Source organism: Rhizobium sp. AP16, from assembly GCF_000281735.1.
GTDB classification, from domain to species: Bacteria; Pseudomonadota; Alphaproteobacteria; order Rhizobiales; family Rhizobiaceae; genus Rhizobium; species Rhizobium rhizogenes.
The window spans coordinates 61,852-76,392 of the sequence record NZ_AJVM01000023.1 but is presented as its reverse complement, the minus strand read 5'-3'; the positions used below and the strand labels follow the sequence as shown (position 1 = coordinate 76,392).

Genomic DNA, 14,541 nt, shown 5'->3' with positions numbered 1-14,541 from the left:
GTTTGGAAGAGCAGCAACGCTCCTCCAGAAAAATGACAGAAATCGATCAGCGGATACGCTGGGCGCCGCGCGCTTGTTCATAGGCGGCGCGGGCCTTGTTCACCTGCGGGCGCGGGCTGACCTCGGGAACGACAACATCCCACCAGTGTCCGCCTTCGCTCGTCGTGATCAGCGGATCGGTATCGATGACGAAGACCGTGGTGCGGTCGTTCTTCTTCGAGGCTTCGATGGCCTGCTCGAGCTCGGCAATGGAGGCGACCTTGACGGCAATGGCGCCCATGCTTTCCGCATGTGCCCGGAAGTCGATCTCCGGCATCACCTCATAATACGAATCCTTCAGCAGATTGTTGAAGTTCGCGCCGCCGGTTTCCATTTGCAGCCGGTTGATGCAGCCGTAACCGCGATTGTCGAGCAACACGATGTTGAGCTTGAGGCCGAGCATGACCGACGTGGCGATCTCGGAATTCAGCATCATGTAGGAGCCGTCGCCGACCATGACGATGACATCCTTTTCCGGGCAAGCCATCTTGGTGCCAAGACCGCCGGCAATCTCATAGCCCATGCAGGAGAAGCCATATTCCATATGGTAGCTGCCCGGAACCGTCGCCGGCCAGAGCTTGTGCAGCTCGCCCGGCAGGCCGCCAGCGGCGCAGACGGAAATGGCGTTTTCTCCGCCGATCGTACGGGTTACCGCGCCGATGACCTGGGCGTCGGAGGGAAGGGCGGTATTAGTCGAGGCCATCGCCTTGGCTGCAGCTTCGACCCAGATCTTCTTTTCTTGGGTCGCCTTTTCCAGGAGTGCAGCCGGTGCCCGCCAGCCGGCGAGCCCGGCCGAAAGCGCCTTCAGCCCTTCGCGCGCGTCGCAAACGAGCGGCCGGCCGTCATGCTTCGATGCGTCATATGCCGCGATGTTGAGGCCAAGGATGGAGAGCTTCTCGTTCTTGAACAGCGCCCAGGAGCCGGTGGTGAAGTCCTGGCATCGCGTGCCGACGGCAATGATCAGATCCGTGTCTTCGGCAATCGCGTTCGCAGCCGAAGTTCCGGTCACCCCGACCGAGCCGAGCGCCAGCGGATGGCGCTCGTCGATTGCCGATTTGCCGGCCTGGCTGACGACGACGGGTACGCCGTGTGTCTCTGCAAACTCCGTAAGTTCCTTGGTCGCGCGCGAATAGAGCACGCCGCCGCCGGCGATGATGACCGGCTTTTCAGCCTTGCGGATGATCGCAATCGCAGCGGCGAGTTCGTCTGCGTCCGGCTGCGGGCGGCGCGTCGTCCAGATGCGCTCCTCGAAGAAGCTTTCCGGATAATCGAAGGCTTCCGCCTGCACGTCCTGGCAAAGCGACAGCGTTACCGGGCCGCAATCGAGCGGGTCGGTCAAGACCTGCATGGCGCGCTTCAGCGCGGTGATGATCTGTTCGGGCCGGGTGATGCGGTCAAAATAGCGTGAGACCGAGCGGAAGGCGTCGTTGGCGGAGACGGTGCCGTCGCCGAAATCCTCGATCTGCTGCAACACCGGATCGGGCGCGCGGTTGGCGAAGACATCGCCGGGGAGGAAGAGCACGGGAATGCGGTTGACATGCGCAACGCCCGCAGCCGTCACCATGTTGAGGGCGCCGGGGCCGATCGATGTGGTGCACGCCATGAAGCGCTGCCGGAAGCTCGCTTTGGCATAGGCGATGGCAGCATGCGCCATACCTTGTTCATTGTGAGCGCGATAGGTCGTCAGCTCGTCGCGCACCTGATAGAGCGCTTCACCGATGCCGGCGACGTTGCCGTGGCCGAAGATCGCCCAGACGCCGCCGAAGATCGGCAGCTTCTGACCATCGATCACGGTCATCTGCTTCGTGAGGAAATGTGTGACGGCCTGTGCCATCGTCAATCGGATCGTCTTGCCCATGGGGCGCCTCCCAAATGCTTCTAAACTATTGCAGGCCGCGGGTTTTCAACCACGCCTGGGTCAGTTGCCGGAAGCGGCCAGCCATGTCGGCGATCGCTTCCTCGTCGTTCATGCCGCCCGATAGCCACGCACGGGCCGCATCGGAAAAGATCGTCCGCCCGACGGCGAAACCCTTGACCGAAGGCGCGGCCAGCGTGGCTTCGAAGCTACGGATCAATTCATCCGCAGGTGCCTCCAGACCAAGCAGCACGATACCGCGGCACCATGGATCATTTTTGGCGATCACGGCATCGATTTTTTTCCAGGCAGCCGTCGAATCCTGTGGTTCCAACTTCCACCAGTCGGGCTTGATGCCGAGCGCATAGAGCTCTTCCATCGCGGTTGCGATCGTGTCGTCGGTGAGCGGCCCGTTCTTGCCGGCGATGATCTCGACCAGCAACTCGCGGCCGACCTTACGGGCAGCTTCGAACAGGGTGCGCAGCTTCTCCTGCTGCTCCGCCTTCAGCTCTTTCGGATCGTCCGGATGATAGAAGCACAGGCACTTGATGCAATGGTTGAGCGGCCATTCGACGAGCTGCGAGCCGATATCCTGGCTGAACTCGAATTTCAGCGGCTTGGAGCCTGGCAGTTCGACGGGGCGGCCGATCCAGGAGAAATTCTTGGTGGCGGCATCGAAGAAGGCATCGCGGCCAAAGCGCTCGTCGATCAGCATGCCATAGCCGGAACGACCGCCCGACACCCGCGCTGCCGCTTCCACCGCCAGCCGCTTGAAGGCGACGATCTTGTCATGGCCGACACCCAGTTCATCGGCGACGCTGACGAGCTGCGAGCGGTGATCGATGGCCAGCGCCATCAGGAGCGGGATGTCGCCATTACGGGTCGAGGCCCAATGGATGTGGTTGATCGCCTCATCCTTGCGCAGTGCCCGGTGCTTGCTGCCCGTCTGCAGGAAGAAGTCGAGTTCGGCCCAGGTCGGATATTCCGGCGAGCACAGCAGGCGCGAGACCGCAAAAGCACCGCAGGCATTCGCCCAGGTGGCGCAAGTCTTCAGCGGCTCGTCGCGCAGGTAGCCGCGCAGGAAGCCGGACATGAAGGCATCGCCGGCGCCGAGCACGTTGAACACTTCGATCGGGAATCCCTCACCGACGATACCGGCTTCAAGATCGTCCGAGATCGGGCCGTCATAGACGATGCAGCCCATGGCGCCGCGCTTGAGCACGATGGTCGCCGGGGAAAGACGTCGGATTTCCTTCAGCGCGCCGAGCACGTTGTCGACGCCCGAGCCGATCATGATCTCCTCTTCGGTGCCGATGATGAGATCGCAATCCGGCAGCGTCTCCCGCATCTTCGAGGAAACGCGATCCGACTTCACATAGCGCTCGAACCCTTCCGCGTGACCGGCGAGGCCCCAGAGGTTCGGCCGATAGTCGATATCGAAGATCACCTTGCGGCCGTTCGCCTTGGCGATGCGGATCGCCTTGCGCTGCGCGGCCTCGGTGTTGGGCTTGGAAAAATGCGTGCCGGAAACCAGCACGGCGCGGGAGGACTTGATGAAATCCTCATCGATATCGTTTTCGTCGAGCGCCATGTCGGCGCAGTCGGAGCGATAGAAGATCATCGGCGAGACGCCTTCGGCCTCGACCGCCAGCAGCACCAGCGCCGTCAGCCGTTCCTTGTCGGTGGCGATCCCCTGGACAGCGACGCCTTCGCGCGCCGTCTGCTCGCGGATGAAGCGCCCCATCTGCTCGTCGCCGACGCGGGTGATGAGGCCGGATTTCAGGCCGAGTCGCGCCGTGCCGATAGCGATGTTGGCGGGGCAGCCGCCGACCGATTTGGCAAAGGAGGCGATATCCTCCAGCCGCGAGCCGATCTGCTGGCCGTAAAGATCGACGGAAGAGCGGCCGATGGTGATGACATCGAGTGTCGCCTCCGGCTGAGTGCCAGGATTGTCGTGAGCCATGATGTCCTCCCGTCCAGGCATGATCCCGGAAACTCTTCAGTTTCTCCTTGGGTCATGCATCATTGAAAGTCCCGGTGCGTCTTGGTTTCATCCGGGTTGTGGTCGATTTCGCGGCCGTCTCCCGAGACCGTGAATATGAATGCAATGAAACAGCGGTTCCGAAATTTTGTCAATTCGGAATATTTATTCCATTTTAGTTTTCTGAGGTTTTCCTATCGTCTCTTTGCGCCGTCGCTCGGCAATGGCGACGGGAAAGGCCATGATCAGTGCCATGGACGCCGATAAGGAGCGGAAGCCGGCAAAATCCGCCTCGGCTACTTCGAACCAGTGGGTGGCGCAAGCGGTGAGGGGTGAAAAAGCCGAATCGGTGATGGCGATGACTGGCACGTTGCGCGCGGCAAGGTCTTGCGCCTGTAGCAGGCTTTCGGCGGCATAGGGGGAGAAGCTTGCGGCGATCGCGGCATCCCTCTCGGTCGCAAAGCGCGCGATCTCGCCGTCGATACCGTTTGGCGAGGCGACGATCTGATGACGGATGTTCAGCTTCGAAAAGGCGTAGGTCAGATGCGCCGTCAGCGGATAGGAGCGGCGTTTGGCAATCAGATAGATGGTCTCGGCCGCCGCGAGCACATCCACCGCTTTGGCGAAGGTATCGGTCTCGATGGTGGCGGCAAGCTTGTTGACCGACTGGCTGGCGGCCGAGAGAAAGCCGGAGAGAATGCCGGCCTCTTCATCCTTGATGCCGGATTGCTCGAGCGTGATCAGCCGCTCCTCATAGCTCAGCGTCCGGTCGCGCAGCCGCTCGCGGAAGATGCTCTGCAGGTCGGAAAAGCCTTCATAGCCGAGGTGATGGGCGAGGCGCACAAGCGTCGATGGTTGGACATCGGCGGCAGCGGCAATGCTTGCCGTTGTGCCGAAGGCGATTTCGTCGGGATTGGCAAGCGCGAAGGCGGCGACCTGCGCCAGCCGCTTCGGCATGGAATCCTTGCGCTCTATGATGATGCTGCGCAGGCTTTCGAAATCCCGCGGCACCTTGGTTCGCGTCTCGATACTGTTGTCCATGCCCCGCCTTTTCGCTGCTATGCCCGTTGATGAAACAAATATTCCATATTTCGAACGATAACGGATTTTGAAACAGTCGGCACGATTATTTTTAAGTGCATGAATTTGTGCTATTAAATTACGATTATTCCGATCTTCCGACATAACTGTCTAACGAGCCCGCTTGTCAAAACGGTCTAAATATTCCAAAAAATGCGCGTGCTTCAGAGGGAAGCTTATGGAGGAGACGGAAATGAAGCCATTGGGCGTTGGGTTGATCGGAACCGGCTATATGGGCAAATGCCATGCGCTGGCCTGGAATGCGGTCAAGACCGTGTTCGGTGACGTCGAGCGGCCGCGCCTTGTGCATCTTGCCGAGGCCAATGCCGATCTGGCGCGGTCGCGCGGCGATGAGTTCGGTTTCGAAAAGGCGACCGCCGACTGGCGCGCGCTGATCGCCGACCCTGAGGTCGATGTCGTCTCCGTCACCACACCCAATCAATTCCATCCGGAAATGGCGATTGCGGCGCTGGAAGCCGGCAAACACGTCTGGTGCGAAAAGCCGATGGCGCCGGGCTATGCGGATGCCGAGCGTATGCTGAGCGCCGCCAAGGCCTCGGGCAAGGTTGCCATCCTCGGCTACAACTACATCCAGAACCCGGTGATGCGGCATATCAAGCAGCTGATCGGCGAGGACGCCATCGGCGAGATCAATCATATCCGCGTCGAGATGGACGAAGATTTCATGGCCGATCCGGAAGGCCTCTTCTACTGGAAGAGCGAGCTCGCCTCCGGCTATGGTGCGCTTGATGATTTCGCCGTGCATCCGCTGTCGCTGCTCTGGTTCCTGTTCGGCCATGTCGAGGCGGTTATCACTGACATGGCAAAGCCCTATGCCGAACGCCCGCTGAAGGAGGGAGGCCGGCGGACTGTGGAGAATCACGATCTCGCCAATGTGTTGATGCGGCTCGGCGGCGGCATTTCCGCAGTGCTGATGGCGAATCGCTCCGCCTGGGGTCGCAAAGGCCGCATCGCGCTGCAGATCTTCGGCTCGAAGGGCTCGATCACCTACGATCAGGAGCGCATGAACGAATTCGAGCTTTATCAGGCGGAGGGCAGGGGCTCGGAGCAGGGGTTCCGCAAGATCCTCGCCGCTCCCGCGCACAAGCCCTATGACCGGTTCATCCCCGCGCCCGGTCACGGGCTCGGCTTCAACGATCTGAAGATTATCGAGTGCCGCGAATTGATCCGCGCCATTTCCGGCGATACGGCATCGGTCATCAGCTTCGTGGACGGCTTGCGCATCGAAAAATCGGTGCACGCCATGGCGCGTTCCTTCCACGAGCGCCGGTGGGTTGAAGTAACAGCCTAAGGGTCTGCCCTAATTTCTGCCCGATCCGAGATGCAAGGTCAGCTGCAATTGACGCTTGCAAGGGTAAGCGTTACCCCTGAAATCCATAGGCTCGACGCCCTATATCAGGACGGCGAGCCGCTATAACAATAATGGAGTGAGGATCGTGACGGGCAGATTGGTCATTGTCGGGGCCGGGCAGGCCGGATTCGCGCTTGCCGCCAAAGTGCGGGCGCTCGGAGATCTGAGGCCGATCACCATCGTCGGCGCCGAAGAAAGCCTTCCCTATCAACGGCCGCCGTTGACCAAGAAGTATCTTCTCGGCGAAATGGCCTTCGACCGGCTGCTGTTCCGCCCGGAGCACTGGTATGCCGACAACAATGTCGAGATCCGCCTGTCCACCTGGGTCGAGCAGATCAAGCGCGCCGCAAAGCAGGTCATCATGCAGGACGGCTCCGCGCTCGACTACGAGACGCTGGCGCTGACGACAGGCGCCACGCCGCGCCGGCTGCCGCCCGCTGTCGGCGGCGCCCTCGAAGGCGTCTATGTCGCCCGCGACAAGCGCGATGCCGATCAGCTCGCCGCCGAAATGCGCGCCGGCCGTCGCGTCCTGATCATTGGCGGCGGCTATATCGGCCTCGAAGCGGCGGCTGTCGCCCGCCATCGCGGCCTTGAAGTCACCCTCATCGAAATGGCCGACAGGATCCTGCAGCGCGTCGCCGCCAAGGAGACGGCCGACATCATGCGGGTGATCCACCGGGAGCATGACGTCGTCATCCGTGAAAAGACCGGCCTCAAGCAGCTCATCGGCAAGAACGGTCACGTCGTTGCCGCCGAGCTATCCGACGGCTCCACCATCGATGTCGATTTCGTCATCGTCGGCATTGGCGTCGCCCCGAACGACAGGCTCGCCAAGGAAGCTGGCCTGGAGGTCGGCAACGGCATTATCGTTGATTCGCTCGCCCGTACCTCCGATCCCTCAATCTTCGCCGCGGGCGATTGCGCCGAATTGCCCTGGAACGGCGGCCGCATTCGCCTCGAATCGGTCCAGAACGCCGTCGATCAGGCCGAAGCCGCAGCCGGGATCATCACCGGCGGCAATGCGACCTATGATCCGAAACCGTGGTTCTGGTCGGATCAATACGACGTTAAGCTCCAGATCGCTGGCTTCAACCTCGGCTACGACGAGACCCTTCTGCGCCCCGGCACCCGTGAAGGGTCGGCTTCTGTCTGGTATTTCAAGGAGGGCCGTTTCATTGCCGTTGATGCCATTAACGACGCAAAGGCCTATGTGACCGGCAAGAAGCTGCTGGAAACCGGCATCAACCCGGCGAAATCCGTTCTGGCCGATCCCGCTACGGACCTCAAGCAGCTCCTGGCCTGAGAAAGGCCGCAAGCCGGCTATCGAGTTCTTCCCTGCAGGATGCGCGTGACGTCGAATGCAGGGAGAACACACGCGCAGGCGAAAAAGGGCTTGCGTCGATAAATGAATGGCCCTATCAGGGCCGCACCGGAGAGGTGGCCGAGTGGTCGAAGGCGCTCCCCTGCTAAGGGAGTATACCAGAGATGGTATCGTGGGTTCGAATCCCATCTTCTCCGCCATTTTCCCAAAAATGCGAAAAGCCGGCTCCGCTGAATTCTTCCTTCAGCGGTTGTGAGGCACGCTCCAGGCGTCAGTCGCGACAGAGACCTTTCACAATAGCACCGTCGCCAGCACATCCACTCCACGCTCTATCTGATGCTCGTCAAGGCTCGCATAGCCGATGATGAAGCCGGCGCGATCGGGTCGGTAGGGCGCATCAGCGGCGGCATAAGTCGGCGTCACGGGATAGAGGCCGATTCGCGCTTGCCGGGCGCGTTCGATCAGTTGGCTTTCCTCGTTTGCGGATATGGTGTTGCACCAGACGATGACGTGCAGGCCGGCGTCTGCCCCGACGATCGTGAGGCGGTCGCCGAGTTTGGCGCGCAGCGCGGCAAGCAGGGTTACCCGCCTGGCGGCATTGCGTCGCCGTGTCCGGCGGACGTGCCGTTCATAGGCGCCCGTCGCAATCAGCATCGCGGCTGCCTCCTGTTCCAGCTGTGGCGAATGACGGTCGGTGAGCCGCTTGGCGGCCGCAAATACCTCCGCCAGCTCCTGCGGCACGACCATGTAGCCAAGGCGAAGCGTCGGTGACAGCGTCTTGGAGAGAGTGCCCAGGTATATGACATTGCCCGCTCCGCCCAGCGTCTGAAGCGGTGGGACCGGTGCGATATCGTAACGGTATTCGCCATCGTAATCGTCCTCGATCACGTAGGCCCCGCATTGTCGCGACCAGGCAAGCAGCGCATTCCGGCGCCCGATCGGCATGACGCCGCCGAGCGGGAATTGATGCGAGGGCGTTACATAGGCCAGCCGCGCATCGATGGCCTGAAGCAAGTCTGTCCTCAGTCCTTCGTGATCGGCCGGGACCGGCACGACGGTCGCACCGATGGCCGCAAAGACATTGCGCGCCATCGCATAGCAGGGGTCTTCGATCACCACGGCGTCGCCGGGATCGACGAGCAGGCGCGTGCAGAGATCGAGCCCTTGCTGCGATCCGTTGACGATAATGAGTTGGCCCAGCTCGCAGCGAATGCCGCGCGCTCGCCAGAGATAGGCTTGCAGTGCCGTGCGGAGCGCAAGGCTGCCGCGCGGGTCGTCATAGGCCAACCGGTCCCGACGCCGCTTGACTGTGTCGTCGACCGCCCGTTTCCACAGCAATGTCGGAAAGTCCGACGCAGCAAGGTCTCCGTAGCGGAAATCGGCGATCAGCTTTGATGGATTGTGCTGCGGCGGATGCGGCAACACTTGTAGTCGCTCGCCATAGGCGGAGAGGTTGCGTCTGGTCGTTGCCGTTGAGGCGGCTCGCTCCGGAGGAGATTCGACCGGGCGCAGCATGGCGACGCGGGTGCGCGCGCCCTGCCTGCTCTCGATGAAGCCCTCAGACAGCAATTGTTCATAGGCGATCGTCACCGTCGAGCGCGCCACGCCAAGCTCGGCCGCGAGCGAGCGGGTCGAGGGCATGGGCGAGCCGGAGGCATAGATACCGTTTGCGATCTGCGCCTTCAGCTCTTCATAGATGCGGCGTGCGCCGAGCCTCGGCACATCGCCGGCCCCATCCTCTGACTGGTCTTCCATTTATTATCCAGACTGGCTGTTTATAGCATGCCAGTGTGCCGGTATTGCTCCGGAAAACCAAGGATGATTTTCATGTATGTTCCGCCAGCCTTTCGGGAGGACGATCCCGCCGAACTCCATGCCATGGTGCGTGACGCGCGCCTCTGCAATTTCGTCACGGCAACCGCGGACGGATTGCTTTCGACGCCGCTGCCGCTGTTTCTCGATCCGAGCGAGGGCGAGCATGGGACGCTCTACGGCCATCTTGCCCGGGCCAATCCGCAATGGAAGACGCCGGTGATCGGCGAGGCTCTCGCCATCTTCATGGGGCCGGATGCCTATGTCAGCCCATCCTGGTATGCGACAAAGCGGGAGCACGGCAAGGTCGTGCCGACCTGGAACTATGCTGCCGTACATGCCTACGGGCCGGTGGAGTTCTTCGAGGATGCGGATAGATTGCTGGAGGTCGTCTCGCGCCTGACCAATCTTTACGAAGGGCCGCGCGCCGGGCCATGGGCGGTTACAGACGCGCCAGAGCCCTTCATCAAGGCCCAGCTCAGGGGCATTGTCGGACTACGCCTGCCCATCGGCCGAATCGAGGGTAAGCGCAAGATGAGCCAGAACCGCAGCGCGGCGGACCGGGCGGGTGTCGCCGAGGGGCTCGGCAAGAGTGACCGTCCGGCGAACCGGCTCGTTGCCGGTCTCATTCCGGTGGATGACGCTTGAGACTGTCGCCGCCGCTGATCTCTCGAGGGCCAGCGGTGTCAACCAGCGTGCGGCTCGCGATACAATCGCGCAATTCCCAGAAACGCCAGCAAGGCTCCGCTTCCGAGAATAGCGGTGATCGTTAGCGCCCAATTCACGCCGATATTCTCCATCAGCAGGGCGAAGGCGAAGGGCGCGGCCGAGGAGACGATCAGGCGGACCGACATGAGCTGACCCTGGCGGGCGCCGTATCCCTCACTGCCGAAGAGGGCCAGGGGCAATACGCCGCTGACAATGCTGTAAAGCCCGTTCCCCATGCCGAACAGGACGGCGAAGGCCAATGCTCCGGGAACGGAAGGTGCGGTCAGAAGCAGCAGCGCCGCCGATGCCGGTAGCATTGCGGCGGAAATCATCGCAAGCCTGAGCTGGGACAGGTTTTTGCCGAACATCATGTTGATGAAGCGACTTGTCACCTGTGCAGGGCCGAAGAGCGTGCCGACCATGACGCCGGCAACGCCGAGCCCCAGCGCGCCGAGAAGCGGCAGCATATGCACGAGAATGGCCGAGCTGACGAAGCTCTGGAGCGCAAAGCCGATCGACAGGAGGATGGAGCCTCTTCGTCGCGCGGCGAGGGGAAGGCTGCCGTCGACCGTTGCGTTCGGTGCGGTGGCGTCGGCGTCACCTGTTTTATCGGGACGCCGGTTCAGCCGTGACAGCCATGCATGGATCGGCAGGCAGATGAAAAAGTTCATCGCCGCGAAGACAAAATATACCTGCTGCCACGACAGTGCGTTATGGAGCGCGGTGGTGAACGGCCAGAAGATCGTCGAGGCAAGGCCGGCGATCAGCGTCAGGTGGACGATGCTGCGCTGCGCGGTCCGGGGCTGTTGCTGCACGAGAAGAGCAAAGGCGGCGCCATATTGCACCAGGGTCGAGGCAATCTCGACGGCGATCAGCGCCGGCACGAAGGCGATGCCGACGGGTGCCAGGGCGCAGGCGATCAGAGCGGCCGCGGCCGCCAGCGACCCGACCGTCATGATGCGTGCGGCACCATAGTGGTCAATCCAGCGGCCTGCCCATGGCGCGGCCAGACCGCCGATCAAAAGCGCGCCCGACAGCACGCCGAAAATCCATTCGGTCGGCCATCCAAAGTCATGCGCCATGGCGGGCGCCAGAATACTGAAGCTGTAATAGAGCGTGCCATAGCCGATGATCTGCGTCAGGCCGAGCGCCGCGATGACGAGCAAGGGTCTTGCGCGCGGCGTAGCGGCGGAAGGATTCGCCGGGGATCCGTTGAGGCAATCGGTGGATGCATCCGCGAGATCGCCCGACATCAGCGCTGGATCTCGGCGACTCCCGCGACCCTGTCGCTGCGCTCGTACCAGCCCTTGGATCTGTTCACGGCCCAGACGACGGTAAGCATGACCGGCACTTCGATCAGCACGCCGACGACCGTGGCGAGTGCGGCGCCGGAATGGAAGCCGAACAGGCTGATTGCGGCGGCAACGGCAAGCTCGAAGAAGTTCGACGCCCCGATCAATGCGGAGGGGGCGGCGACGCAATGCTGTTCGCCGGCAATGCGATTGAGCAGATAGGCGAACCCGGCATTGAAATAGACCTGGATCAGGATTGGTATGGCAAGGAGTGCGATGACCAGCGGTTGCGCAACGATCTCTCCGCCCTGGAAGCCGAACAGCAGCGCCAGCGTTGCCAGCAGCGCCGCGAGCGATACCGGGCCGAGCCTGACCAGCAGCAGATCGAGAGCCTCCTGGCTGCCCGAGGCAAGCAATCGTCGGCGCAGGAGCTGTGCGATGATCACCGGAATGACGATGTAGAGCACAACCGACAGGACAAGCGTGCCCCACGGCACGGTGATGGCGGAAAGGCCAAGCAACAGGCCGACGAGTGGCGCAAAGGCGACGACCATGATGGCGTCGTTGAGCGCCACCTGGCTCAGCGTAAAATGCGGTTCGCCCTTGGTCAGGTTCGACCAGACGAACACCATGGCGGTGCAGGGCGCGGCGGCGAGGATGATCAACCCGGCGATATAGCTGTCGATCTGGCCGGCCGGCAGATAGGGCCGGAACAGCCAGCCTATGAACAGCCAGCCGAGCAGAGCCATCGAAAAGGGTTTCACCGCCCAGTTGATGAACAGTGTCACGCCGATGCCGCGCCAATGGCGGCCGACTTCGCCAAGGGCGGCGAAATCGATCTTGAGCAGCATCGGAATGACCATCAGCCAGATCAGCAAGGCGACCGGCAGGTTGACCCGCGCAATCTCGGCCGCGCCGATGGCCTGGAATGCACCGGGCATGATGTGCCCGAGCGCGATGCCGACGACGATGCAGAGGGCGACCCAGAGGGTGAGATAGCGTTCAAAGGTCGACATGGCGCCTCCTCACGTGCTCGCGACGCGGCGGCCGTGCTCGTCGACAATGCGTTCGCCGTCCTCCTTGAAGAATTCACCGAGCTGGGGAGGCAGCAGATCGAGAACCTCTTCCGACGGCCGGCAAAGCTTCACACCCTTCGGGCTCACCACGATCGGCCGGTTGATCAGGATAGGATGCTGCATCATCGCGTCGAGAAGCTGATCATCCGTCAGGCTCGGATCGCCAAGGCCGAGTTCCGCATAGGGCGTGCCCTTTTCCCGCAACAACTCGCGGGTGGCTATTCCCATCCGCGCGATGAGCTGTATCAGCATCGCGCGCGACGGCGTCGTCTTCAGATATTCGATGACATGCGGCTCGATGCCGGCATTGCGGATCAGCGCCACTGTGTTGCGCGAGGTGCCGCAGTCGGGGTGGTGGTAAATGATAACATCCATGATCTGACTCACTTTGTGTTGCGTTGGGCTTTATCCCGGTGCGCGGTTGCCTCTTGGGGTCGGGCGATTTCGTTGAAGAAGCGGTCTGATTGATGGGCATCACGCATGAGCGGCGTCCTTCTCGGGCTCGCAGCAGGAGGATAGCGCCGCAACAGCCGGGCTGCACACATCGGGATGGCCCTGGCAGCAGTCGCGCATGAGGAATTCGATGAGACCGGAGAGCGCCGGATAGGAGGCAGTGTAGATGATCGAGCGGCCCTCGCGCCGGGATTCGACCAATCCGGCGTGTTCGAGATGGCTCAGGTGGAAGGATATGCGCGAGGAGGAGGCGCCATCCATGGCTTCGCCGATCGCGCCGGCCGGCAATCCTTCGGGGCCGGCCGTCACCAGCAGGCGGACGATTCGCAGCCGGGTTTCCTGCGAGAGTGCCGCGAAAGCGTCGAGGGCTTGCTTTTCGTTCATTATCGCCTCAATATCTCAAGAGTAATTGAGATAAAGGTATACGAAGATGATTGATGACACCAGACCCCGCGAGATGGATTTTCATGGCGACGCTTCGCTCGGCGCACTTCTGGCCGCCCTGGAGCCGTATGCCGGCAAGGCGCTTGTAATCGACTATGGTGGGCAGACGATCCGGCCCGGCTATCACGTTACCGAGGTGAAGGCCGGCTCATTCGTCACGCTCGACTGCGGCGGAAACCCGGATGTATGGCGCGAGACGATCCTGCAGATCGAAGACATCGCCCAAGAAGGCGAGGGCGATTACCTGTCGGTCGACAAATTTCGGGGGATTCTCGATCAGGTTGCTCAACGAATCGAGCTTGACGCTGGCGCGCGACTCACCCTCGAGGTAGGGCCGCCGGATGTGGCGATGCAGATTTTTGATGTTGGTAGGCTGCGCATCGAGGCCGATCGCGTCATACTACGGCTCGTCGCTCGTTCGGCGATCTGTAAACCAAGGCATCGGGTAAGACAGGAAACGGCTGCATGCTGTGGCCCGAGGGCGGCTGGCAAAGACTGCTGCGCGGCCTAAAGGTCGAGAGAGTGGCGCTGAAGTGGCATCCATCCGGCTGCCGTTTCCTCCATTATAAGGTTTGTCGGTCCTATTTTGTCATTCTGCTGCAATCGTGCGAGCGGATAATTCTCAAATCGTGGCTCCCCGTCGAATCGGTCGCAATAGAATCGCGCGCTCGCAAGTACCGGTCGGGGACCTCGGAATGAGGTTTGCCCGTTCCGCGCTGTCGAAGCGGGTCGCGGTAAATGTCGGAAATGGCGTGTGCAGCGTCGTTGATATCACGGATTTGCCGCGGATCTGCCATGTTGGCAGCTTGTCCCATTTCCATGTCTTATTTAAAATCGGCTCGTAAGTGTCCGTACATTAAGGACTTTCTTAACGAAGTCTAAACAAATGTGGCGCCTGTGTTGCTGACTTGTGTCCTTTCGGCAACAGGAATTGTGTAAGGCTCCTGTGAATCTCCCTTTCAGGCAAGATGTAGATTGCGTGACAGTTCGCGTCTTGTATTTTCAAATTCGGAAGCGAGGGCGATTGATCGTCCACTTCTTGAAACACGAGGATGGGGCAGGGAATACCTTCGGGTAGTTCTCATTCTCGAATGAAACTTTGACTGGA

General features: G+C 61.5%; 12 protein-coding genes and 1 tRNA gene. 5 read left to right on the top strand and 8 right to left on the bottom strand.

What is annotated here, in order from left to right; translation table 11 throughout:
• Positions 1-46 precede the first annotated feature (46 nt).
• The 3 genes from iolD to PMI03_RS11440 form a co-directional block, all read right to left on the bottom strand.
• Positions 47-1,897, bottom strand: a complete 1,851-nt coding sequence (iolD, locus tag PMI03_RS11450) for a 3D-(3,5/4)-trihydroxycyclohexane-1,2-dione acylhydrolase (decyclizing) (protein ID WP_007693139.1) — start codon at positions 1,895-1,897, stop codon at positions 47-49.
• Between the two features lie 25 nt (positions 1,898-1,922).
• Complete coding sequence (iolC, locus tag PMI03_RS11445; protein ID WP_007693137.1) at positions 1,923-3,857, bottom strand: bifunctional 5-dehydro-2-deoxygluconokinase/5-dehydro-2-deoxyphosphogluconate aldolase; 1,935 nt, start codon at positions 3,855-3,857, stop codon at positions 1,923-1,925.
• Between the two features lie 183 nt (positions 3,858-4,040).
• Entirely contained in the window at positions 4,041-4,916 is an 876-nt protein-coding gene (locus tag PMI03_RS11440; RefSeq protein ID WP_007693135.1) for a MurR/RpiR family transcriptional regulator, read from the bottom strand.
• A gap of 232 nt (positions 4,917-5,148) precedes the next feature.
• Here PMI03_RS11440 and PMI03_RS11435 point away from each other — a divergent pair, with 232 nt between their 5' ends.
• The 3 genes from PMI03_RS11435 (at position 5,149) to PMI03_RS11425 (ending at position 7,848) form a co-directional block, all read left to right on the top strand.
• Positions 5,149-6,267, top strand: coding sequence for a Gfo/Idh/MocA family protein (locus PMI03_RS11435; RefSeq protein ID WP_007693133.1), 1,119 nt, complete (start codon positions 5,149-5,151; stop codon positions 6,265-6,267).
• 145 nt (positions 6,268-6,412) lie between these two features.
• Positions 6,413-7,630, top strand: a complete 1,218-nt coding sequence (locus tag PMI03_RS11430; RefSeq protein ID WP_007693130.1) for an NAD(P)/FAD-dependent oxidoreductase — start codon at positions 6,413-6,415, stop codon at positions 7,628-7,630.
• Positions 7,631-7,758: 128 nt separating this feature from the next.
• Positions 7,759-7,848 (top strand) — tRNA-Ser (locus tag PMI03_RS11425).
• A 91-nt stretch (positions 7,849-7,939) separates the two neighbouring features.
• On the opposite strand, the gene PMI03_RS11420 is transcribed toward PMI03_RS11425, so the two are convergent.
• Positions 7,940-9,403, bottom strand: coding sequence for a PLP-dependent aminotransferase family protein (locus PMI03_RS11420; protein ID WP_007693129.1), 1,464 nt, complete (start codon positions 9,401-9,403; stop codon positions 7,940-7,942).
• Between the two features lie 72 nt (positions 9,404-9,475).
• Here PMI03_RS11420 and PMI03_RS11415 point away from each other — a divergent pair, with 72 nt between their 5' ends.
• Positions 9,476-10,108, top strand: coding sequence for an FMN-binding negative transcriptional regulator (locus PMI03_RS11415; RefSeq protein ID WP_007693127.1), 633 nt, complete (start codon positions 9,476-9,478; stop codon positions 10,106-10,108).
• 38 nt (positions 10,109-10,146) lie between these two features.
• On the opposite strand, the gene arsK is transcribed toward PMI03_RS11415, so the two are convergent.
• From arsK to PMI03_RS11395, 4 genes are all read right to left on the bottom strand, one after another.
• Complete coding sequence (gene arsK / locus PMI03_RS11410; protein ID WP_007693126.1) at positions 10,147-11,421, bottom strand: arsenite efflux MFS transporter ArsK; 1,275 nt, start codon at positions 11,419-11,421, stop codon at positions 10,147-10,149.
• The gene (arsB, locus tag PMI03_RS11405) at positions 11,421-12,476 is read right to left on the bottom strand and encodes an ACR3 family arsenite efflux transporter (RefSeq protein WP_007693124.1); all 1,056 of its coding nucleotides are present in this window, start codon (positions 12,474-12,476) and stop codon (positions 11,421-11,423) included. Before arsB ends, arsK begins: the two co-directional genes overlap by 1 nt.
• Before the next feature lie 9 nt (positions 12,477-12,485).
• On the bottom strand, positions 12,486-12,911 hold the full coding sequence (gene arsC / locus PMI03_RS11400; protein ID WP_007693123.1) for an arsenate reductase (glutaredoxin): 426 nt from the start codon (positions 12,909-12,911) through the stop codon (positions 12,486-12,488).
• A gap of 99 nt (positions 12,912-13,010) precedes the next feature.
• The gene (locus PMI03_RS11395; RefSeq protein ID WP_007693121.1) at positions 13,011-13,373 is read right to left on the bottom strand and encodes a helix-turn-helix transcriptional regulator; all 363 of its coding nucleotides are present in this window, start codon (positions 13,371-13,373) and stop codon (positions 13,011-13,013) included.
• Positions 13,374-13,419: 46 nt separating this feature from the next.
• Here PMI03_RS11395 and PMI03_RS11390 point away from each other — a divergent pair, with 46 nt between their 5' ends.
• A complete protein-coding gene (locus tag PMI03_RS11390) occupies positions 13,420-13,944 on the top strand; it encodes a DUF6428 family protein (RefSeq protein WP_007693120.1) in 525 nt (174 codons plus the stop codon).
• Positions 13,945-14,541 lie beyond the last annotated feature (597 nt).

What these genes read in the sequence shown, in the direction of transcription:
- arsB (WP_007693124.1), bottom strand. Translation starts at nt 12,476, where the DNA reads ATGTCGACCTTTGAACGCTATCTCACCCTCTGGGTCGCCCTCTGCATC.
- arsC (WP_007693123.1), bottom strand. Translation starts at nt 12,911, where the DNA reads ATGGATGTTATCATTTACCACCACCCCGACTGCGGCACCTCGCGCAAC.
- iolC (WP_007693137.1), bottom strand. Translation starts at nt 3,857, where the DNA reads ATGGCTCACGACAATCCTGGCACTCAGCCGGAGGCGACACTCGATGTC.
- arsK (WP_007693126.1), bottom strand. Translation starts at nt 11,421, where the DNA reads ATGTCGGGCGATCTCGCGGATGCATCCACCGATTGCCTCAACGGATCC.
- PMI03_RS11395 (WP_007693121.1), bottom strand. Translation starts at nt 13,373, where the DNA reads ATGAACGAAAAGCAAGCCCTCGACGCTTTCGCGGCACTCTCGCAGGAA.
- PMI03_RS11420 (WP_007693129.1), bottom strand. Translation starts at nt 9,403, where the DNA reads ATGGAAGACCAGTCAGAGGATGGGGCCGGCGATGTGCCGAGGCTCGGC.
- iolD (WP_007693139.1), bottom strand. Translation starts at nt 1,897, where the DNA reads ATGGGCAAGACGATCCGATTGACGATGGCACAGGCCGTCACACATTTC.
- PMI03_RS11435 (WP_007693133.1), top strand. Translation starts at nt 5,149, where the DNA reads ATGAAGCCATTGGGCGTTGGGTTGATCGGAACCGGCTATATGGGCAAA.
- PMI03_RS11390 (WP_007693120.1), top strand. Translation starts at nt 13,420, where the DNA reads ATGATTGATGACACCAGACCCCGCGAGATGGATTTTCATGGCGACGCT.
- PMI03_RS11415 (WP_007693127.1), top strand. Translation starts at nt 9,476, where the DNA reads ATGTATGTTCCGCCAGCCTTTCGGGAGGACGATCCCGCCGAACTCCAT.
- PMI03_RS11440 (WP_007693135.1), bottom strand. Translation starts at nt 4,916, where the DNA reads ATGGACAACAGTATCGAGACGCGAACCAAGGTGCCGCGGGATTTCGAA.